We start from the raw sequence: 20,053 nt of genomic DNA, 5'->3' as shown, positions 1-20,053 counted from the left end.
GGATGACGACGGCGCCCGTCCCCGGGTGGGGGCGGGCGCCGGTCGGTCGCGGGGCGCGAGGTCAGTCGTCGCCCTGGAAGTAGCTCAGCAGGCGCAGGATCTCGATGTAGAGCCAGATCAGGCTGACCAGGATGCCGAACGCGGCGACCCAGGAGTAGCGCTGCGGCAGGCCCATCCGGACGCCGTCCTCGACCTCCTTGAAGCTGAGCACGAAGCTCAGCGAGGCGACCACGATGCAGACCAGGCTGAAGCCGATGGCCAGCGCGCCGCCGTCCCGCAGACCGGTGTTGAAGCCGAACAGCGAGAGCACAAAGTTGATCATCATGACGGCGAACAGGCCGGCCATGACCGCGATCAGACCCTTGGTGAACCTCGGCGTGGCCCGGATGACCCGTGCCCGGTAGAGCATGGTCATCACGAAGAAGACACCGAAGGTGGCGACCACCGCCTGGAGCACGATGCCGCTGTACAGCGACTCGAAGAACTTGCTGATCGCGCCGACGAGGACGCCCTCGACGACGGCGTACGCGACGACCAGCGCCGGGTTCGCCATCCGGGAGAACGAGATGATCAGACCGAGCACCAGACCGACGACGGCCGCGCCGATCCAGGCGGCGCCGAGCAGCGCGTCGGGCACCAGCACCCAGGCCGCCGCGGCGGTGGCGCCGAGGATGGCCAGGAGCGTGACCGTCTTGACCACCACGTCGTCGATCGACATGGGGGTGACCGCCGGCGGCGCGGCCGGGTAGCCCGGCGCGCCGGGGTAACCGGCCTGCGGCGGATACTGCTGGGGGTAGCCGGGCTGCCCGTAGGGCCCGGTCGGGGCGTACCCGGCGGCACGCTCCCGCTCGGCCGCCTGGCCGAGCCGGGCGAGCACCGGGTTCGAAGTCTTCACTGTCTGGCCTCCCTAAGGGGGTCGTGGCACGTCAACGCGCGCTACAAGAGTAAACGTCCGGGACAGTCCGATGGTGATCGGAATCCTGAGGGAACGCTGAGAGTGCCCGGGGCGGGGGTCGAACCCGCACGCCTTGCGGCAGCCGCTTTTAAGGCGGCCGTGTCTGCCGTTCCACCACCCGGGCGGGTGACCCCGACGCGCCGGCACGCGCGGTGCAGTGCCACGGTAGCGGGTTCGCGGCCGCTACGGCGTCCCCCGCCGGCCACCGACACTAGGGTCGAGGCCGTGACCAGCCCCGCACCGACCGCCCGGGACGACGACGTGGCCCAGCGGACGCTGCACACCATCGAGGCGGTACGCCTGCCGCGCATGTCCCGGCTGGCCCGGGCCGCCGCCCGGCACCGGGGCGACCTGGTCGTGGGGCTGTTCTTCACGGCGCTGGCCGGCTGGCTCACCCACGGGCTCTGGCCCGACCCGACCGGTCGGACGCTCTCGCTCAACCCCGACGACCAGATCCTCTACGAGTGGTTCCTGACCGTCGACGCGCGGGCTCTGCTGGGCGACTTCGGGCTGCTGACCGACCGGCTCAACGCCCCCGCCGGGGTGAACCTGATGGCGAACACCTCGGTCATCGCCCTCGGCATGCTGTTCGCGCCGGTCACCCTGCTGTTCGGCGCGCCGGTCACCTTCGCCCTGCTCACGGCCGGCAACCTGGCCGGCACCGCGACCGCCTGGTACCTCCTCTTCAGCCGTACGCTGCGCGCCCACCGGCCCGCCGCGGCGCTGGGCGGTGCGCTGTGCGGCTTCGGCCCGGGGATCGTGTCGCAGACCAACGGCCACCTGCACATGACCGCCCAATGGCTGCTACCGGTCATCGTCTGGCTGGTGGTACGCCTGCTCCGCGCCGCCGCCGGCGGGCCGCCGGGAACCGCCGCCGGCAACCGACGGCCGGACCGGCGACGCCTGGTCACCTCGGCGGTCGGGCTCGCCGCCGCCGTCTCCGTGCAGGTGTTCATCGGCGAGGAGGTGCTGTTCCTCGGCGCGGTCACGCTGCTGGTGATGGCGGTGACGGTGATCGCCGTGGATCGCGACCTGGCCCGCCGCGCGCTGCCCGCCTTCGCCGGCGGTACGGCGCTGGCCACCGGGCTGGCCCTGGCCGTGCTCGCCCACCCGCTGTGGTTCCAGTTCGCCGGGCCGCAGGGCCTCGCCGACGGCCTGTTCAGCCCGCACTACTTCGCCGCCGACCTGCGCAGCTGGTCGGCGATCTCGCCGCTCGCCCTGGTCGGGAACGACCGCTCGGCCGGCCTGACCACCGGCCCGGCCGAGTACAACACCTTCCTGGGTTGGCCGTTGCTGCTGGTCACCGCCGGCTGTGCGCTCTGGCTGGGGCGTCGCCCGCTGGTGCTGGCCTGCGCCGCCGGCATCCTGGTGATGGGGGCGCTCTCGCTCGGCCCCGAGATCGTGTACGGCGGTGAGGGCACCGGCGTGCCCGGGCCGTACGCGCTGCTGGCCGGGCTCCCGGTGGTCGACGGCGCGCTACCGATGCGATTCGCCCTGGCCGTACCGCCGTTGGCGGCGACGATCCTGGTGCTGGCGGTGGACCGGGCGCTGCGGGCAGCCGGCCGCCCCCGGCGGCTGATGCTGGCGGCCGTCGGGGTGGCGCTGGTGCCGGTCGTCCCGGCACCGTTGCCCACCGCCCAGCGCACGCCGGTGCCGGAGTTCATCACCGGCGGCCACTGGCGCGCCTGCGTCGCGCCGGGCGGCGTGCTGGTGCCGGTGCCGCTGGCCACGCCGAGGGAGCCCGGGCCGATGCGCTGGGCGACGGCCGCGGGCGCCGGCTTCGGCATGCCGGAGGGTTTCTTCATCGGCCCGCACGGCCGGGATGGCACCGCCGCGATGGGGGCTGCGCCGCGTCCCACCTCGGCGCTGCTGGCCGAGGTGTCCGCCAGCGGCCTGCGGCCGGTCGTCGGCGAGGAGCAGCGCCGCCAGGCCGAGGCGGACGCCCGGCACTGGGGCGCCTCCTGCGTGGCACTGGCGGTCGCCACCCCGCACGCCGACAGCCTGCGCCTCACGTTGGAGGCGCTCTACGGCCCGTCGACCCGGATGGCCGACGCCTGGTTCTGGCGGGTATGAGGACGCCTGTTAAGAGGGGACCCTTCCTCGACCGGAGGCGTTAAGAAGGGGCCCTTCCTTACGACTTGGCGCGGGGCTGGGATGCCTCGGCAAACTCCTCGCGCGGGTCGTGCAGCTGGCCGAGGGCGACCACCTCACGCTTGAGGACGAACGCCAGCGTCCAGTCGACCACCACCCGGACCTTGCGGTTGAACGAGGGGATCCGGCTCATGTGGTACGTCCGGTGCATGAACCACGCCGGCCAGCCGGTCATCTTGATGCCGTAGACCTGCGCCACGCCCTTGTGCAGGCCGAGGCTGGCCACGCTGCCGGCGTGCTTGTGCTTGTAGTTCACCGGTTCCCGGCCCCGGATCACGGCCACGATGTTGTCGGCCATCCGGTGGGCCTGGCGCACCGCGTGCTGGGCGCTCGGCGAGCAGTAGTCGCCCGGCGGCTTGGTCAGATCCGGCACCGCGGCGCAGTCGCCGGCGCTCCACGCGCCCTCGACCACCCGGTCACCGTCGACCACCTGGAGGGTGGGCAGGCAGGTGATCCGACGCCGCTCCTCGCGGGGGAAGTCGGTCGCGTCCAGCATCGGCGACGGCTTCACACCCGCGGTCCAGACGATGGTGTCCGAGCGGAAGCTGTCGCCGTCGGAGAGCTTGACCACCCCGTCGACGCAGGACTCCAGGCGGGTGTCCAGCCGGATGTCCATGTCCCGCTTCAGCAGCTGCTGCACCGTGTAGGCGCCCATGTCCCGGTCGACCTCGGGCAGCACCCGCTGGGTGGCCTCGACCAGCACCCACCGCATGTCCGAGGGTTCCAGTTCCGGGTAGTACCGCAGGGCGTCCCGGGCCATGTCCTCCATCTCGGCGAGCGCCTCGATGCCGGCGTACCCACCGCCGACGAAAACGAAGGTCAACGCGCTGCGGCGGACCTCGGGGTCGGTCGTCGCAGCGGCCACGTCCAGCCGGTCGAGCACGTGGTTGCGGAGGTAGATGGCCTCACCGATGGTCTTGAAGCCGATGCCGTGCTCGTGCAGGCCGGGGATCGGCAGGGTCCGGGAAACCGAGCCGGGGGCGACCACCACGTGGTCGTACGTGATTTCCCGGGTCGGGCCGACGATCGGCTGCACCACAGCGGTCTTGCGCTCGTGGTCGATCCGCGTCACCGCGCCGGCCACCACCTTGCACCGACGCAACTCTCGACGCAGCGGCACCACGGAGTGCCGCGGGGAAATGTTTCCCGCCGATGCCTCGGGCAGGAACGGCTGGTACGTCATGTGCGGCTGGGGGTCGACGACGATGACCTCAGCCTCGCGGGAGCTGAGCTTCTTCGACAGGCGCAGCGCCGCGTAGAGACCGACGTGCCCGGCGCCCACCACAAGGATCCGCTTCGGATTCACGCTTCTATCTTTCCCCGCGAAGCTGCGCTAATCCCGTCTGCGGTGCGCTTCTGTGACCGAGCACAACCTCACTGTGACCCGGACAACGCCGCCCACCGACCGCCCTTCCACCGCCGGAAGCGGCCTCATTCGCAGCACACGAAAACCGCCTGTCACTTGCGTCGCAGCAGCCAGGCCAGCAGCGCGGTCACCCCGAGCGCGATCAGCAGACCGGCGATCGTGACGGCCTGCCGGCCGGTGTCGCCGCCACCCACCCGGGTCAGTTCGACCAGCAGCACCCCGACCACGGAGGTGGCGAGCAACACTGTTGCCGCGCGCGTGAGCCAACGCACGATCAGGTCCGGGTCCACCACCGCGTCGTACGGCAGCACCGCGGCCAGCGCGCACAGCGTGTGCGTGAGGTAGAGCGCCGCCGCTACCGCCATCAGCCGCCACAACGCGATCGGCCGGCCGTAGCCGTCGGTGGCGATCAGCCACCCCGCGACGGTGACCAGCGCAGCGAAGGTCGGCCAGAACCGGCGCGGTGCCAGCGCGGGCAGCACCGCGACCCCGACCAGGGCGCCGAACGCCCGCCCCGCGACGACCTCGGCGGGATACGCCAGCAGCAACCCCACCAGCGTGCCGACGAAGATTCCCGCGCGGACCAGCACCGGAGTCAGGGCGACCCGGCCGGCCGCCGTCCGCAGCGCCTTCACCCGGCCGGTCAGCGACGCAATCACCGGCCTCCACCTTCGTTCGCGAATGCGGTACTCCGCTGCGCTGCGTTCCTCGCGCTCACCGGCCACCCACCCGGGGGGCGGTCGCCAGGCGGGCCACGTCGCGCAGCACCTGGTCGAGGCTGCCAGCGCCGGCCCACGGCACCAACGGCACGCCGTGTTCGCGCAGTTGCGCGATCATCGTGTCCCGGTCCAGCCGCCACAACCGGTACGCCACCTCGGCCCAGCCCCGGTCGGCCGGCGGCGACAGATCGGCCGGCAGGGTGTCCACGGCCACCACGAACCGCCCGGAGCGGGCCAGCCGGGCCAGCATCTGTGCCGACCGCTCCTCCAGCAGCGGCGTGAGCACCACCACCAGCGCGTCGGCGGAGAGCAGTTGCGGCCCGAACACCTGGTCGTACGGCTCGTGTGACGAGGCCCGGGCCTGCACGTCCAACAGCCACTCCAGGACGGTCAGGTACTGCCGGCGTCCGGTGGCGGGGCGCAGCCGCCGGGCACTCGGGCCGTACTCCAGCAGCGCCACCCGGTCGCCCCGGTGCAGGTAGTGCTCGGCGATGGCGGCGGCGGCCCGGACCGTGGTGTCCAGCACCGAGGCCGTCCCGTTGATCCCGCCGGAACGGCCCGCCTCGACGAGCACGTCGAGCAGCACGACCACCTCGGCGTCCCGATCGGAGAGGGTGGCCGCCACATGCAGCTGCCGGGCGCGCAGCGACACCCGCCAATCGATGCGACGCAGCCGGTCGCCGGGGGCGAAGACGCGTACGCCGGCCAGCTCTCCGCCCTCGCCGGGCCGGCGCGAGTGGTGCGCGCCGACCAGCCCGGCGGCCCGGGGCATCGCCTCGACCGCCTCGAAGGGCTCGGTCTTCGGGTACACCCGGGTCCGGGTCGGCTCGGCGATCACCACGCGGGAGACCAGCAGTCCCTGGGCGGCGGAGACCCGGACGCCGGCCGGGCCGAGCCGGTGCCGCCCCCACCGCAGCGCGGTCCCGGCAAGTTCCAGGTCGACCGCGGTGTCCGGGGTCACCGAGGTGACGAACGGCCGGTCGGCCACGGTCGGTCGGCGGTCCCCACCGGACCGGCCCCCGGCGACGGCTCCGCCGGCGAGGCTCGCCCGTTCGATGCGCAGCCAGGGCGAGACCCGGGTACGCAGTACCGCCACGTCGTAGGGCACGGTGCCGGGGTTGCCGACACTGACCGTCCCGGTCACCTCACCCCCCTCCACCAGGTGCTCCTCGGCGGCGCCGATCCACACCTGGGGCAGCTCGGTGGGCCGGCGGCGCAACGCGTACGCGGTACCGAGCGCGAACGGGGCAGCCAGCACGACCAGGTCCACCCGGCCCAGCAGCACCGCGGCGACCAGCAGCAGGCCGGTGAGCAGCACCGCCCGGCCGAGCGCCCAGGTGGGCGTCCAGCTGGTGGGTGCCGGTCGGTCCGGAGTGGTCACGACGGGTCAGTGCCCCTGCCGGCCGGCGGCGTAGCTGGGCAGCGCCCCGCTGGCCGGTGCCGGGGTGCTGTCCAGTACCTCACCGACCACGAAGGACGGATCGACCCGGCGCAGCCACATCTCCGGCCGCAGCGTGATCCGGTGCGCCAGCGCCGGCGCCGCCACGTCCTTGACGTCCTCCGGCACCACGTAGTCCCGGCCGGAGAGCACGGCCCGGACCCGGGCCAGCAGCAGCAGCGCCAACGACCCCCGCGGCGAGGCGCCGACCAGCACCGACGGGTGTTCCCGGGTGGCTGCGGTCAGCGCCACGATGTAGCGGCCGACCGAATCCTCGACCACCACGTCCTCCAGGGCCGCCTGCATGGCACGCAGGGTGCCGGCGTCGACGACCGCCTTGATGTCGGCCTCCTCCCGACGGCGGGCCATCCGGCGGCGCAGCACCTCCCACTCCTCGTCCTGCTCCGGGTAACCGAAGGACACCCGCAGCAGGAACCGGTCCAGCTGGGCCTCCGGCAGCGGGTAGGTGCCCTCGTACTCGATGGGGTTGGCGGTGGCCAGCACGTGGAACGGCTCGTCCAGCCGGTAGGTCACGCCCTCCACCGAGACCTGCTTCTCCTGCATCGCCTCCAGCAGGGCGGACTGGGTCTTCGGCGGAGTCCGGTTGATCTCGTCGGCGAGCAGCAGGTTGGTGAAGACCGGCCCGGCCCGGAACGCGAAGTCGCCGCTGCGCTGGTCGTAGAGGAACGAGCCGGTGACGTCGGCGGGCAGCAGGTCGGGGGTGAACTGGAGGCGGCGGAAATCCAGCCCGAGCGCCTGCGCGAAGGACCGGGCGGTGAGCGTCTTGCCCAGGCCGGGCAGGTCCTCCAACAGGACGTGTCCACCGGCGAGGATGCCGGCGAGGACCAGTTCCAGGGCGTCCCGCTTGCCGACCACGACCTGACCGACCGCGTCCAGCACCGTCCGGGCGAGGTGGCCGACCTCGGTGGCGGGCATCGTCCGGTCGACGTCGTTCATCAGATCTTCTCCAGTTCGGCGACGATCACCGCGAGGTCGCGCGGCGAAGGGGTGCGGCGAGGCGGGGTCTCCAGGAACGTCCACAGCCGGTCGCCCAGCAGGGCCCGGGCCCGGGTCGGATCCGCCTCGCGGGTCACGCCGTGCTTGAGGCGCAGCCGCTCGTCGGCCAGCTCGACGAGGCGCGGCAGGACCACCCCGGTGAAGCGTTCGGGATTGGTCTTCGACCAGTCCAGCGGCAGTTCCCAGCCGTTGATCGCGGTGCGCAGTGCGTCCCGGGCCGCCCAGTTGTAGGTGCCGTCCTCTTCTCCGCCACGGGAGGGGACCCCGGCGCGCGTCCGGGACGGCGCGAGCGCGGCGACGATCCGGCGTACGACCAGCAGCGTGAGCACCGCGGCGACCAGTACCAGCAGCGACACCCGGAGCCCGACCACGCGTAACCCGGCGACGGCCACGACGGTCACGGCGGCGGCGACGCCGAGGACGTTCGCCACGGTCCGCAGCGGCCCGTTCTGCCGCCGCCCGGGCTGGACCGGCCGCTCGTCCTCGAAGCTGAGCAGGTCGTCGATGCTGGCACCACGCTGCCGCTCGGTCATGCCGTCACCTCGCTCCGCTCGGCGCCGGCCTGACCTTCATCCGCGCTGTGCCACTCGTTCGCTCGCTGACGCTCGCTCAAGCCGCCACCTCGCTCCGCTCGGCGTCGACCTGAGCGTTTTCCGCGCTGTGCCAATCGTTCGCTCGCTGACGCTCGCTCAAGCCGCCCCCGCTTCGACCGCGGCGGTGAGTTCGCCGCGCAACCGGCGCAGGGCCGAGCGGGCCTGGTCGCGGGTCTGTTCGTCGACCGGGCGGGTGGCGTACCGGGCCTCGCGGTAGACGTGCGCGAACTCGGCCAGCACGTCGGCGCTGACGATTGCCGGCACCCCGGTCGACTGGTCACCGCGCAGCAGGCGGGTGACCAGGTCGGTGGCGGTGTCGCCGGTCAGTCGGGGCAACCCGGCGCCGGCGGCGGCCTCTTCGAGGCGCACCCAGCAGGCGATCACCGCGGTCCGCGGGTCGGTGGACCGGTCGTCCAACTCGACCAGACCGGCGTCAACGGCGGCAACCACCTCACGGGCGGTGCCCTCGGCACTGCGCCGGGCCGGGCGCGTGGGCAGCGCCCGGGTGACCCGGCGGGCCACTCCCCGCACCAGCGCCCAGGCCAGGTAGCCGAGGGCGGCGAGCAGCGCCGCCGCGAGCAGCACCAGCGCGGCCGTGCCGAGCCAGGATGGGATCTGGGTACGGGTCTCCTCGGCGGCCTCTCGCGGCTCCGCCGGGAACGACGGGCGCGGCTCCCCGCTCGGATACTCCAGCACGAAGGGGGCGTCCTGGACGGCGGGCGGGATCCGGCTCGCGCCGATCGACGAGTGCGCGGAGGCCAGGGCCACCCCAGCGAGCAGGCCGACCACCAGCGCGACCGGCCACCACCTGCGCAGGACGTCCATCCCGGCTACCTCCGGGCCACCGGGGCGTACGGCGGGCCATCGCGCTTCTCGTCCGCCATCGCCACCGCCCCGCAGCTTCAGTCCACTCCGGCCAACCGCTTCGCCCGGGCGAACACATCGTCCAGCATCTCTGGTGTCAGCCGCCCGGTGAAGGTGTTCTGCTGGCTGACGTGGTAGCAGCCCAGCAGTTCCGGTACGGCCGTGCCGGACCAGTGTGCCCCATGACCGAACGACGGTCGCGGGCTGGGCGGACGGTGGCCGTACACATCGCGCAACACCGGCCACCACGCGGCCCAGGCGAAGGCACCCAGCGCCACCACCACCTGCAACGTTGGCCTGATCAGTGCGACCTCGCGGTGCAGCCACGGCGCGCAGGTGTCCCGCTCGGCCGGGGTCGGTTTGTTGTCCGGCGGGGCGCACCGCACGGCGGCGAAGATCCGCGTCTGGCGCAGGGTCAGTCCGTCGTCGGCGGCGACGCTGGTCGGCTGGTTGGCCAGGCCGGCGCGGTGCAGCGCGGCGAACAGCACGTCGCCGGAGCGGTCACCGGTGAAGATCCGGCCGGTGCGGTTGCCGCCGTGCGCGGCCGGGGCCAGCCCGAGAATCGCGATCCGGGCCGCGGGATCACCGAAGCCGGGCACCGGCCGGCCCCAGTACTCCTGGTCACGGAACGCCGCCCGCTTCGTGCGCGCCACCTCCTCCCGCCAGTCCACCAGCCGGGGGCAGGCGAAGCAGTCGGCGACGGCCGCGTCGAGGTCGGCGAGATCGGTCGCCCGCGCCGCGCGGGCAACCACCTCGGCGGGCGTACGCGGCTCAGCCAAGCTTCGCCCGGAAGAGTTTGAGGGTGCGGGCCCAGGCGCTGGTGGCGGCGCGCTGGTCGAACTTCTCCGGCCGGTCCTCGTTGAAGAAGGCGTGCGCGGTGCCCGGATAGTCGTGCAGCTGGCAGGTGCCACCGGCACCCTCGATGGCCTGGCGTACCGCCTGCACCCCCGGGTCGGTGGAGGTGCCGTCCGCCTCCGCGCAGTGCACCAGCGCGTCCTTGCCCGCGTAGTCCGCCCACTCGGAGCGCATCCCCTCCCACGGCAGGCGGGGGTAGAAGGCGGCGGTGGCGACGATCCGTTCGGAGAAGCTCGCCGCCCACAGCGCCAGGCTGGCCCCGGCGCAGAAGCCGGCGCAGCCGACCTTGCCGGCGACCTCGGTACGGCCGGCGAGATAGTCGGCGGCCGCCGCGATCTCGCGCGCCGCCTCGTCCATCTGTGGCCCGTTCAGCATCTGCCGGGGCTCACTCGGCTTGCCGGCCGGCTCGCCGTGCCGGAAATCCGGCGCGAGGGCGACGAAGCCCGCCTCGGCGAAACGGTCCACGACCGACCGGATGTGCGGCACGATGCCCCACCAGTCCTGGATGACGATGACGGCAGGGCTGGCCGTACCGGTGGCGGGTATCGCGAGGTATCCCTCGCCCGTACCGCCACCGCCACGGTAGGTAACCATCTCGCCCATTGGCCCGTCCTCCTAGCGGTCAGTCATCGTTGGCTGGTCGCCCAGTGGTCCTACGTGCCGGTAGCCTGCCATGCGGTGACGTCCGTCGGAAGATGCCGGAACAGTGGCATTCACCTCCCGTTCGCGTCTGCGTAGCGGCGGACACGCCGACGGCGGCGCGGGACGTGCCGCGCCGCCGTCGACGGTGATGGGGATGCTGCCCGGATGGCCTCAGGCCTTCTTGGTGAGGCAGAGCAGGTAGCCGGTGCCACCCGGCTTGATGCTGGAGAAGACGTAACCGTCGTCGCCATCCTTGAAGTACTGGGTGCAGGCGTCCCCGGAGCGGGCCTGCTCCTCGGTCTGCCCGTCGACCCGGCCGACCACGTTGTACACGGCGGCGGTGTCGGTGCAGTCGACCACCTTCGCGCCCTCGACCTCGGTCTCCTGGTCGCCGATGGTCTCGGACAGCTCGGCGATGCAGTCGCCGGCCTTCGCCTCGGCTGCCTCGTCCTTGTTGAACACGCTGGCCAGGCCGAACTTCAGACCTGCCACGACCGCGAACGCGACGATCGCGCCGAGGATGCCGAGCAGCTTCTTCTTGCCACCGGACTTCTTCTCCGGCTCAACCGGCGACGCCGGCTGCACGCCCGCCTCCCCGGGGGTTGCCGGCCCGCCCGACGGGTGCTGCGATGCGTCCGGCGCGGGGGGCGGTGCGACCTGCTCTGACACGGGAATTCCTTCCAAAAGGGGGATGAGCAGACGACACCGTAAGGGATCATCGGCTCCCCCCGTTGCCCCACCTGCCTCATCCGTTCAGCCAATTCCCAGGCTCCCGGCGTGCCGTCAGGCGCTCGGAGAGAGGCTCCAGGCGTGCCGTCAGGCGGTCGGAGCGAGGCTCCAGGCGATGCCGTCGAGAATGTCGTGCTCCGAGGCGACCACCGAGGCCATGCCCGCCCGCTCCATGATCACGCGGAGCACCAGCGCGCCCGCGCCGATCACGTCGGCCCGGCCGGGGTGCATCACCGGGATGGCCAGCCGCTGCTCGCGGGTCATCGCCAGCAGCTCGGCGGTCACCTCCGCCACCCGTTCGTACGACACCCGGGCGTGGTGAACGCGGCTCGGGTCGTACTCGGTGAGCCCTTCGGCGATCGCGACCACGGTGGTGACCGAACCGGCGAGCCCGACCAGCGTGGCCGCCTCCCGCCCGGGCACGGCGGCCAGCGCCCGGTCCACCGCCACCGCGATGTCGGCCTGCGCGGCGGTTGTCTCGGCCAGGCCGGGCGGGTCGCCGTGCAGGTGGCGCTCCGTCATCCGGACGCAGCCGATGTCCATCGAGATCGCCGCGTCGACACCGCCGTCCCGGCTACCGACGACGAACTCGGTCGAGCCACCGCCGATGTCCACCACCAGGTACGGCGACCGCGCGTCGGTGGGCAGCCCGCGCACCGCACCGGTGAAGGAGAGCCGGGCTTCCTCGTCGCCGCTGGCCACCTCGGGCGCGACGCCCAGGGTCTGCTCCACCATGGCCCGGAAGTCGGCCGCGTTCGCGGCGTCCCGGGTGGCCGAGGTGGCGACCATGCGTACCCGCTCGGCGCCCAGCTTCTCGATCTCGGCGGCGTAGTCGGCCAGCGCGACCCGGGTCCGCTCGATCGCCTCCGGAGCCAAGAGGCCGGTCTTGTCGACCCCCTGCCCCAGGCGGACGATCTCCATCCGCCGCGTCACGTCGACCAGCGGCGCGGAGGCCCCGGCCTTCGGGTCGGGCAGGTCGGCGACCAGCAACCGGATCGAGTTCGTGCCGCAGTCGATGGCAGCCACACGCGTCGTCACGTCGGTCACCCTATAGCCCCACCCCGCCCCGAACGCCTACTCGCCGATCACGTCCCGCCCGGCGTTCCGTCCCCGCCGCGTCCAGCCGACAAACCGGTCGAACAGCGCCTTGGGCTCGGGGCCGTCATGCGGGTTGAGGTGGTAGAGGTCGCGGATGGCCTCGTACATCAGGCCGGCGAGGTAGATCGTCAGGCCGGCGAGGTTCCGGTCGAACTCGGCGCGGAGCAGAAGTCGCGCCTCGGCGCAGGGCCAGGGCTGGCCGTCGGCCCGGCAGCACCACATCGGCCGCAGCGGGGTGTGCGGGGCGTTCGGTCCGACCGCGTGCGGGTGCGCTGGGTGTGGCCCCCGGCCCGGCCTCGGCAGCTTCGTTGTAATCACCGACGTTCGCCGTCTGCCCGCCACTGCTGGCCGGGGGTCAGCCAGCCGGGACGGCCGGGGCGCTGGAGCGGCAGCGGCTGTGTCGGCTCGCGCATCCACTCGGGCAGGTGGGTGCCGCGTCGGCGTTGCGGTAGGACGGTGAGGAGCACCGTCGGGCAGAGAAATGGACGGGTACGCACATCGACCTCCATCACGCAGGTGATCGGGAGGGGCCGCCCCGGTACGGGGGAAATCCATGGGCGGCCCCGACACGAAATCCACCCCGTCCCTTCCTGGATAGGAGCGAATCCGTTATGCGACAGTCTGGATAGGACCGCATTGATGCCGATAGGTGCTCGCGGCATCTGCGCAGGTCATGGTCGCGGTAGGGCGCGTTTGACAGGCCGTCGGGCGGAATTGGGCAGAGGTGGGGAATCGATGAGCAACGCAATCGACTACGTACGCGAGGAGCTACGCCTGCTCCGGGCTCACCTGCGGTCGAGCCAGGACGATTTCGGCCGCGTCATCGGCTATTCCGGCTCACATGTCAGCTCGGTCGAGACCGGTGGTCGGCCGCCCACGAAGGACTACATGCTGGCCGTCGACCGCGCCCACGATCCGGCCTTCGATCCGGAGGCGGCGGAGGGCAGGTTCACCCGGATGCTCCGCGAGTTGTCGAAGCTGGAGCAGACGCCATCGTGGCTCCGGGAATGGATCGAGCTGGAACGCGAGGCAGCACTGCTGCGCTGGTACGAGCCGGCGTTCGTGCCGGGGATCTTTCAGACGGAGGCATATGCACGGGGCATGATGAACAACGGCCTACTGTTGCCCGACCAGATCGAACAGCGGGTGGCGTCCCGGCTGGACCGGCAGGCGATCCTCACCCGCGATGTGCCGGTGCCAGTGGTGGCGGTGCTCGACGCGATGGTGCTCCGGCGGGGCATCAACGGCCACCCCGACATCATGCGGGAGCAGCTCGAACACCTGGTCAAGGTCTCCGAGCTGCCGCACGTCCAGATCCTCGTGGTGCCCGAGGAGACGGGGATCTACCCTGGGTTGCAGGGAGGCTTCATCCTGGCGGCGCTGAGCGACGGATCAGTGGTGGCCCACCTCGACCACCAGGTTCGGGCCCAGATCGTGAACCACACCGACGACCTGGCCACCCTTCAGCGGACCTGGGAGGCGGTCCGGGGTGAGGCGCTTCCCCGCAGGCAGTCCCTCGAACTGATCAAGGAAGCGGCGCAGACATGGACATGACCGATGCCAGGTGGCGCAAGTCGACCTACTCGGGAACCAACGGTGGGTCGTGTGTGGAGGTGGCCGACAATCTGACCGGCGTCGTCCTCGTCCGCGACACGAAGGACCGCGATGGCGGCACGCTCGCCTTCACCCCGGCCTCCTGGGCGGGCTTCGTCGAGCTGGCGAAGGAGATCGGCCCGACCGCCTGACCACACCAACGCCGAAGCCCCCGCCCAGCCGGGGGCTTCGGCGTGTGCAGCAGCCACTGTCTGCGTACGGGTCCGACAAGGTCACGCTCGATCCAGGATCGAGTGGTATCCCAGCGCCCGAATAGCCACTCGATCCTGGATCGAGCACGATCTTGACGAGCGGGGTCAGAGGCGCAGCAGCATGCGGGTGTTGCCCAGGGTGTTCGGCTTGACCCGTTCCAGGTCGAGGAACTCGGCGACACCCTCGTCGTACGAGCGCAGCAGTTGTTCGTAGACCGGGTGCGGCACCGGCGCACCGTCGATCTCGGTGAAGCCGAACGAGGCGAAGAACCGGGTCTCGAAGGTCAACACGAAGATCCGGGCCACGCCCAGCTCCCGGGCCGCCTCGATCAGCTCGGCGACGATCCGGTGCCCGATCCGCTTTCCCCGGCAGGTCGGATCGACCGCGACGGTGCGGATCTCGGCCAGGTCCTCCCACATCACGTGCAGCGCGCCGCAGCCCATCACCGCGCCGTCGGAAACCCGGCTGGCCACCCGGAACTCCTGGACGTCCTCGTAGAGCGTCACGGTCGCCTTGCTGAGCAGCCGGCGATCGTCGGTGTAGGTGTCCACCAGCCGCCGGATCGCCCGCACGTCGGCGGTCCGGGCCCGCCGGAGCACGATGTCGCCGTCGGCTGCGCCGGCCGGGTCGGGCTGATCCGGTCGGGTCGCGGCCGAAAGACCGTCCGGGTCGGGCTGATCCGGTCGGGTCGCGGCCGAAAGACCGTCCGGGTCGGGCTGATCCGGTCGGGTCGCGGCCGAAAGACCGTCCGGGTTCACCCGGCGTCCGGCACGTCGACGCAGCGGCCGGCCGTCCACCACGGCTCGACCAGTTCCAGCGTCTCGTCGCCGAACGGGTTCACTCCCGGCCCGGCGCCGAGCGCGTGGCCGAGATGAACATGCAGGCACTTCACTCGGCCGGGCATGCCGCCCGCCGATACGCCGGCGATCTCGGGCACCTCGGCGATGGCGTCCCGGCGGGTCAGATAGTCCTCGTGCGCCGCCCGGTACTCGGCGGCCAGTTCCGGGTCGGTGGCCAGCCGGTCCGCCATCTCCCGCATCAACCCGGCCGACTCCAGCCGGCTGCACGCGGCCGTCGCCCGGGGGCAGGTCAGGTAGAACAGCGTCGGGAACGGGGTGCCGTCGGCCAGTCGGGGCGTCGTCTCCACCACGTCGGGCAGGCCGCACGGGCAGCGGTGGGCCACCGCCCGGGTCCCTCGCGGCGGGCGTCCGAGCTGCGCGGCCACCGCGGCCAGGTCGGCCTCGGTGGCCGGCTCCCGCTTCGGTGGGGGTACGGAAGCCGCCGCCGGCTCCTGCGGTGGTACGACAGTCACGGTGCCATCTCTCGTTCGGTGCTCAGATGTCGGTGCTCACTCGTCGGTCAGATTGGCGTCGGCCGCCCGCACGCTCGACCAGAGGGTGTCGTACCACGCGTCCGGCATGGCCGGGCTCGCCGGGTCACCGGCGACACCCGCGTCCCGGGCGGCCCCGGCCGGGTCTTCGAGCAGGATCACCATCTTCTCGCCGGGCCGGCTCATGAAGAACCGCTCCCGGGCCTTGGTCTCGATGTACGCGTCGTCGTCCCACTTCGCCGCCCGTTCGGCCAGTTCCGCGATCAACTCGCGCTGGGCCGCCTGGGAGGCTTCCATCCGCTCGATGTCGGCCTGCTGGTCGAGGTAGACCCGGACGGGATAGGTGTAGGCGAGGGCAAGCGCGATCAACACCGCGAACAGCACGGTGGCCCGCCCGGTGAGACCTCGGGATTGGGGTGCGGAGAGCCGCGTGACGCCGCCGGCCCCGCTACGCCGGGCGGCGGCGGGCCGCTTGGCGGAGCGTACGCCCTCGGCACCGCGGGTGGTCGACGGCGCCCGGCCGGCGGCGGCGCGCGACTCGGCGCGGACCCCGCTGTCGCGGACCGCGCCCCGGCCGGTGCCGGGCCGACCGGTGCGACCCGGCCGGCGAACCGGACGCTGACCACCTGGTGTGCGGCGCTGCTGCATCACACCCCTCCCCCGAGGTCTGGCATCCGTCAGGCGGAACGGTAACGCGGGAAGGCGCCCGCCCCGGCGTACCGCGCCGCGTCGGCCAGCTCCTCCTCGATGCGCAGGAGCTGGTTGTACTTGGCCACCCGGTCCGAGCGGGCCGGGGCACCGGTCTTGATCTGGCCGCAGCCGGTGGCCACCGCCAGGTCGGCGATGGTGGTGTCCTCGGTCTCGCCGGAACGGTGGCTCATCATGCACTTGAAGCCGGCCCGGTGGGCCAGCTCGACCGCGTCCAGCGTCTCGGTCAGCGAACCGATCTGGTTGACCTTGACCAGCACCGCGTTGGCCGCCTTCTCGGCGATGCCCCGGGCGATGCGCTGCGGGTTGGTGACGAACAGGTCGTCCCCGACGATCTGGATCCGGTCGCCGATCGCGGCGGTCAGCGTCTGCCAGCCGCTCCAGTCGTCCTCGGCCAGCGGGTCCTCGATGGAGACGATCGGGTACGCGTCGGCGAGCTTGGTGTAGTACTCGCTCATCTCCTCGGCGGTCTTGGCGACCCCCTCGAAGGTGTAGCTGCCGTTGGCGAAGAACTCGGTGGCGGCCACGTCGAGGGCGAAGACGATGTCGGTGCCGAGCCGGTAGCCGGCCTTCTCCACCGCTTCGGCGATCAGGTCCAGGGCGGCGGCGTTGGTGGGCAGGTTCGGGGCGAAGCCGCCCTCGTCGCCGAGCCCGGTCGACAGGTCCTTCTTCTTCAGCACTGACTTGAGCGCGTGGTAGACCTCGGCACCAGAGCGCAGCGCCTCGCGGAAGCTGGGCGCGCCGATCGGCGCGATCATGAACTCCTGGATGTCGACGTTGCTGTCGGCGTGCGCCCCACCGTTGAGGATGTTCATCATCGGCACCGGCAGCAGGTGCGCGTTCGGCCCGCCCAGGTAGCGGAAGAGGCTCAGCTCGGCACTGCCGGCCGCAGCCTTGGCCACCGCCAACGAGACCCCGAGGATGGCGTTCGCGCCCAGCTCGGCCTTGTTGTCGGTGCCGTCGATGTCGAGCATCTTCTGGTCGATGACCCGCTGCTCGCTGGCCTCGTACCCGATCAGCTGGTCGACGATCCGGTCCTCGATGTTGGCGACCGCCTTCTCGACTCCCTTGCCCAGGTAGCGGTCCTTGTCACCGTCGCGCAGCTCGATCGCCTCGAAGGCGCCGGTCGATGCGCCGGAGGGCACCGCCGCCCGGGAGATCGTCCCGTCGTCGAGCCCGACCTCGACCTCGACGGTCGGGTTGCCCCGCGAGTCCAGGATCTCCCGAGCCTCGATTACCTCGATGGTTGCCACTGAGTCGCTCCTCGTTCATGTCGTCTCGTGCCGTATGGGCCGCGACGGTGCGGCAGAGGCAGGTGTTGAACGCAGCGTATCGGTCCCCGCCCGGCGGCGCGGCGACCGGGCGGGCTGCGGCCCGCCGTTCGACACCCGACGGGTCGGACATTCCCGGATTCTCGTGCCTCAACCGGCAACGGGTTTGCACGAGCGGGACCCGATCGATCAGGCTGGTCGCCATGCCCGCCGCCTCGACCACCCTTCGTACGCTCGCCGTGTCGGTCATAACGTTGCTCACCGTGACCGGCTGTCAGGCGCTGGACGACGCCGGGCGGGCCATGGGGCGGGCCGACATCGTCAACGAGCTCGCCGCCCGGCTGGACCGGGCGCTGGAGCTGACCTACTCGGCGGAGTACCAGCTTCCCGGCGGGCGGACCGCGTCGATCACCCAGTCCCAGGACCCGGCCCGGTCCGCGTACGAGTGGCCGGGCGGGAAGTTGACGGTCACCGCCGAGGCGACCACCCGCTGCGACACCGCCAGCGGCCGGACGGTCTGCACCATCGAGGCGCCGCCCGCGCCCAACAGCAAGCCCTCGGTGGTCCTCTTCGCCGCAGCCGAACGGGAAGGTCAGGTCACGCCACCGATGGTGATGGGGCTGCTGACGGCCGCCGCGCTGGACCCCGGCGCCACCATCACGCAGAGCGACACCACGGTCGCCGGTCACCTCGCCACCTGTGTCGACGTACGACAGACCGCCGGAAGTTTCGCCACCTGCGTGACCGGGGAGGGTGCGCTGGGCAGCTTCACCGGCCAGGTCGACGGCCAGCCGGCGGAGCTGGCGCTGAGCCGCTACCGGGAGCAGGTCGACGGGGCGGCGTTCGACCTGCCGCCGGGCGCCGGCGTGGTGGACCGCCGGCAGGCCGGCTCCTGACCACGGGTTTTCACCCGCCGAGCAGGGTCCGCAGGTGCCGTGGGGGCGGGCAGTCGTGGGCGAGCATCTTGTCGTGCCAGGCGCGTACCGACACGTCGTGCGGGCGGCGCGCGGCGATCGCGGCCACCTCGTTGTAGCCGACGAAGTACGTGGACAACTGGGCGGAAGTGAGCAGGGCGCGGCGCCACTTGCCGGCGGCCTCCCCCTCCTCCTGGAAGCCCCGCCCGGTGAGCAACGCCATCCCCTCGGCCTCGGGCAGTTCCTCGGCGTGCACCAGCTGGTCGAGCAGTGCGTTGAGGGTCATCCGCAGCTGCATCTTCAGCTGCTGCAACCGCACCGGTAGACCGCCGAAGCCGGCCCCGGCCATCAGCTCCTCCGCGTAGACCGCCCACCCCTCAAGGAACGGGCCGGACCGGGTCAGCGCGCGGACCCGGGTCGAGCCGACGTAGCGGCGGGCGTGGGCGAGCTGGAGGAAGTGCCCGGGCATCGCCTCGTGCACGGTCAGGTTGCGGACCATGTGGTCGTTGTACTCGCGGTAGAACGACTCCATCCGATGCGCCGGCCAGTCCGCCGGGGCGGGCGCGATGCAGTAAAACGTCGGCAGGTCGGCGGTTTCCAGCGCACCGGGCGCGTCGCAGTAGGCCACCGCCACGCCCCGGGCGAACTGCGGCATCACCTGGATCACGCACGGGTCGTCCGGCACGGTCACCAGGTCGTGGGCCCGGACGAAATCGGTCGCCTCGTCCAGGGTGATCGAGGCCAGGTCGACGATGGTGTGGTCGTCGGGATGCTCGGCGGCGAGCAGGTCCAGCGCCCGGCGTACCGTCTCGTCGTCGGCCGGGCCACCGACCAGCTCGACCGCCGCCGCGCGGATCTCCTCGGTGACCCGGTCGAGGTTGGCCCAGGCGCGGCGCTGGATCTCCGCCGCGCCCAGCTCGGTGTCGAGGGTGTGCCAGAGCTGGGCCTCCCAGCGGCGCCGGCCCAGCCGGGGGTCGCGCCCGGGGCCGGCGTCGGCGGCCAGGTCGGCGCGCAACCAGGCGACGAACTCCTCCAGCGCGGCGATCGCCGTGGTGGCGGCCGGCTCGACCCGGTCAAACAGCGCGGGCGCCTGGGTGAGCAGCGCCGGCACCTCGTCGCGGATCAGCGCCGCCACGCCGGTGAACTGCCCGACCGCCGTCTCGGCGTGGATCCGCGGCATGTCGCTCAGCGTCGCCCGCGCGGTGGCCAGGGCGTCGGGTACGGCGTCCAGCCGCCCGGCGAGGGCGGTCAACCGGACGTCGACCGGCGCGTACGGGCGGGACACCAGGGCGTGCAGCAGTGGCCCGGGGTTGTACGTCAGTGGGTTCCACTCGTGCGACCGGATCTCGGTCAGCTCGAACAATTCGCCGTCCACCAGCGCGGCGAGCAAGGCATGATCGACCTGCTCCGCCACATCGAGGGCGTCCGAATCGATCTCACACAGCACGCTGGCCGCATCGACCAGCATCGCCCGATCCCCCGCGACCGCGTCGGCGGAGAAGTCCGGCAACCGATCATCGAACCGATGGTCTCCAGCCGAACTGGCCAACCCCGGCCGCCCGGCCAGCAACGCCTCGACGATCCGTTCCCCAACCAC

Annotated in this window: 22 protein-coding genes and 1 tRNA gene; 4 read left to right on the top strand and 19 right to left on the bottom strand. The window is 72.2% G+C overall.

The features are described from left to right. Nucleotides 1–61: 61 nt before the first annotated feature. Complete coding sequence (locus C1I95_RS19615; protein WP_111215272.1) at nucleotides 62–895, bottom strand: Bax inhibitor-1/YccA family protein; 834 nt, start codon at nucleotides 893–895, stop codon at nucleotides 62–64. Between the two features lie 103 nt (nucleotides 896–998). Continuing rightward, nucleotides 999–1,079 (bottom strand) — tRNA-Leu (locus C1I95_RS19610). Between the two features lie 101 nt (nucleotides 1,080–1,180). Here C1I95_RS19610 and C1I95_RS19605 point away from each other — a divergent pair. Beyond that, entirely contained in the window at nucleotides 1,181–3,028 is a 1,848-nt protein-coding gene (locus C1I95_RS19605) for a hypothetical protein (RefSeq protein WP_233513757.1), read from the top strand. Between the two features lie 58 nt (nucleotides 3,029–3,086). On the opposite strand, the gene C1I95_RS19600 is transcribed toward C1I95_RS19605, so the two are convergent. The 12 genes from C1I95_RS19600 to C1I95_RS34830 all read right to left on the bottom strand — a co-directional run bounded on the left by C1I95_RS19600 (nucleotide 3,087) and on the right by C1I95_RS34830 (nucleotide 12,924). Next, on the bottom strand, nucleotides 3,087–4,412 hold the full coding sequence (locus tag C1I95_RS19600; protein ID WP_111215271.1) for an NAD(P)/FAD-dependent oxidoreductase: 1,326 nt from the start codon (nucleotides 4,410–4,412) through the stop codon (nucleotides 3,087–3,089). 152 nt (nucleotides 4,413–4,564) lie between these two features. Further along, the gene (locus C1I95_RS19595) at nucleotides 4,565–5,128 is read right to left on the bottom strand and encodes a hypothetical protein (RefSeq protein ID WP_111215277.1); all 564 of its coding nucleotides are present in this window, start codon (nucleotides 5,126–5,128) and stop codon (nucleotides 4,565–4,567) included. Nucleotides 5,129–5,186: 58 nt separating this feature from the next. Then, nucleotides 5,187–6,572 carry a DUF58 domain-containing protein gene (locus tag C1I95_RS19590; protein WP_111215270.1) on the bottom strand — a complete coding sequence of 462 codons (1,386 nt, stop codon included), beginning with the start codon at nucleotides 6,570–6,572 and terminating at the stop codon, nucleotides 5,187–5,189. Between the two features lie 6 nt (nucleotides 6,573–6,578). After that, nucleotides 6,579–7,586 carry an AAA family ATPase gene (locus C1I95_RS19585; protein WP_111215269.1) on the bottom strand — a complete coding sequence of 336 codons (1,008 nt, stop codon included), beginning with the start codon at nucleotides 7,584–7,586 and terminating at the stop codon, nucleotides 6,579–6,581. Further along, nucleotides 7,586–8,179 (bottom strand): hypothetical protein, encoded by a 594-nt coding sequence (locus C1I95_RS19580; RefSeq protein ID WP_111215268.1) that lies wholly within the window; start codon nucleotides 8,177–8,179, stop codon nucleotides 7,586–7,588. Before C1I95_RS19580 ends, C1I95_RS19585 begins: the two co-directional genes overlap by 1 nt. A gap of 156 nt (nucleotides 8,180–8,335) precedes the next feature. Further along, complete coding sequence (locus tag C1I95_RS19575; protein ID WP_111215267.1) at nucleotides 8,336–9,064, bottom strand: DUF4129 domain-containing protein; 729 nt, start codon at nucleotides 9,062–9,064, stop codon at nucleotides 8,336–8,338. 77 nt (nucleotides 9,065–9,141) lie between these two features. After that, on the bottom strand, nucleotides 9,142–9,882 hold the full coding sequence (locus C1I95_RS19570; protein WP_233513756.1) for a uracil-DNA glycosylase: 741 nt from the start codon (nucleotides 9,880–9,882) through the stop codon (nucleotides 9,142–9,144). After that, a complete protein-coding gene (locus C1I95_RS19565) occupies nucleotides 9,875–10,561 on the bottom strand; it encodes a dienelactone hydrolase family protein (protein ID WP_111215265.1) in 687 nt (228 codons plus the stop codon). The genes C1I95_RS19570 and C1I95_RS19565 overlap by 8 nt, the downstream gene beginning before the upstream one ends. Before the next feature lie 210 nt (nucleotides 10,562–10,771). Continuing rightward, nucleotides 10,772–11,269, bottom strand: coding sequence for an LppU/SCO3897 family protein (locus tag C1I95_RS19560; RefSeq protein ID WP_111215264.1), 498 nt, complete (start codon nucleotides 11,267–11,269; stop codon nucleotides 10,772–10,774). A 147-nt stretch (nucleotides 11,270–11,416) separates the two neighbouring features. Next, on the bottom strand, nucleotides 11,417–12,355 hold the full coding sequence (locus tag C1I95_RS19555) for a Ppx/GppA phosphatase family protein (protein WP_111215276.1): 939 nt from the start codon (nucleotides 12,353–12,355) through the stop codon (nucleotides 11,417–11,419). A gap of 48 nt (nucleotides 12,356–12,403) precedes the next feature. Beyond that, nucleotides 12,404–12,745 (bottom strand): hypothetical protein, encoded by a 342-nt coding sequence (locus C1I95_RS19550; protein ID WP_111215263.1) that lies wholly within the window; start codon nucleotides 12,743–12,745, stop codon nucleotides 12,404–12,406. Continuing rightward, entirely contained in the window at nucleotides 12,742–12,924 is a 183-nt protein-coding gene (locus tag C1I95_RS34830) for a hypothetical protein (RefSeq protein WP_146605766.1), read from the bottom strand. The genes C1I95_RS19550 and C1I95_RS34830 overlap by 4 nt, the downstream gene beginning before the upstream one ends. Before the next feature lie 238 nt (nucleotides 12,925–13,162). Here C1I95_RS34830 and C1I95_RS19545 point away from each other — a divergent pair, with 238 nt between their 5' ends. After that, nucleotides 13,163–13,981 (top strand): helix-turn-helix domain-containing protein, encoded by an 819-nt coding sequence (locus C1I95_RS19545; RefSeq protein WP_111215262.1) that lies wholly within the window; start codon nucleotides 13,163–13,165, stop codon nucleotides 13,979–13,981. Then, nucleotides 13,978–14,172 (top strand): DUF397 domain-containing protein, encoded by a 195-nt coding sequence (locus tag C1I95_RS19540; protein ID WP_111215275.1) that lies wholly within the window; start codon nucleotides 13,978–13,980, stop codon nucleotides 14,170–14,172. Before C1I95_RS19545 ends, C1I95_RS19540 begins: the two co-directional genes overlap by 4 nt. 165 nt (nucleotides 14,173–14,337) lie before the next feature. Here C1I95_RS19540 and C1I95_RS19535 read toward each other — a convergent pair whose 3' ends face one another. The 4 genes from C1I95_RS19535 to eno form a co-directional block, all read right to left on the bottom strand. Then, nucleotides 14,338–14,832, bottom strand: coding sequence for an amino-acid N-acetyltransferase (locus tag C1I95_RS19535; protein WP_111215274.1), 495 nt, complete (start codon nucleotides 14,830–14,832; stop codon nucleotides 14,338–14,340). A 155-nt stretch (nucleotides 14,833–14,987) separates the two neighbouring features. Then, the gene (locus tag C1I95_RS19530) at nucleotides 14,988–15,545 is read right to left on the bottom strand and encodes a DUF501 domain-containing protein (RefSeq protein WP_111215261.1); all 558 of its coding nucleotides are present in this window, start codon (nucleotides 15,543–15,545) and stop codon (nucleotides 14,988–14,990) included. A 36-nt stretch (nucleotides 15,546–15,581) separates the two neighbouring features. Next, nucleotides 15,582–16,211, bottom strand: coding sequence for an FtsB family cell division protein (locus C1I95_RS19525; protein ID WP_111215273.1), 630 nt, complete (start codon nucleotides 16,209–16,211; stop codon nucleotides 15,582–15,584). A gap of 29 nt (nucleotides 16,212–16,240) precedes the next feature. After that, the gene (gene eno, locus C1I95_RS19520) at nucleotides 16,241–17,524 is read right to left on the bottom strand and encodes a phosphopyruvate hydratase (RefSeq protein WP_111215260.1); all 1,284 of its coding nucleotides are present in this window, start codon (nucleotides 17,522–17,524) and stop codon (nucleotides 16,241–16,243) included. A gap of 221 nt (nucleotides 17,525–17,745) precedes the next feature. Here eno and C1I95_RS19515 point away from each other — a divergent pair, with 221 nt between their 5' ends. Continuing rightward, nucleotides 17,746–18,438: a hypothetical protein gene (locus C1I95_RS19515; protein WP_111215259.1), complete on the top strand. Its 693-nt coding sequence runs from the start codon at nucleotides 17,746–17,748 to the stop codon at nucleotides 18,436–18,438. 10 nt (nucleotides 18,439–18,448) lie between these two features. Here C1I95_RS19515 and C1I95_RS19510 read toward each other — a convergent pair whose 3' ends face one another. Beyond that, complete coding sequence (locus tag C1I95_RS19510) at nucleotides 18,449–20,053, bottom strand: DUF885 domain-containing protein (protein WP_111215258.1); 1,605 nt, start codon at nucleotides 20,051–20,053, stop codon at nucleotides 18,449–18,451.

This window comes from Micromonospora craterilacus, from assembly GCF_003236315.1.
In the GTDB taxonomy this organism is placed as follows: domain Bacteria; phylum Actinomycetota; class Actinomycetes; order Mycobacteriales; family Micromonosporaceae; genus Micromonospora; species Micromonospora craterilacus.
This window is presented reverse-complemented; position numbering and strand designations above follow the sequence as displayed.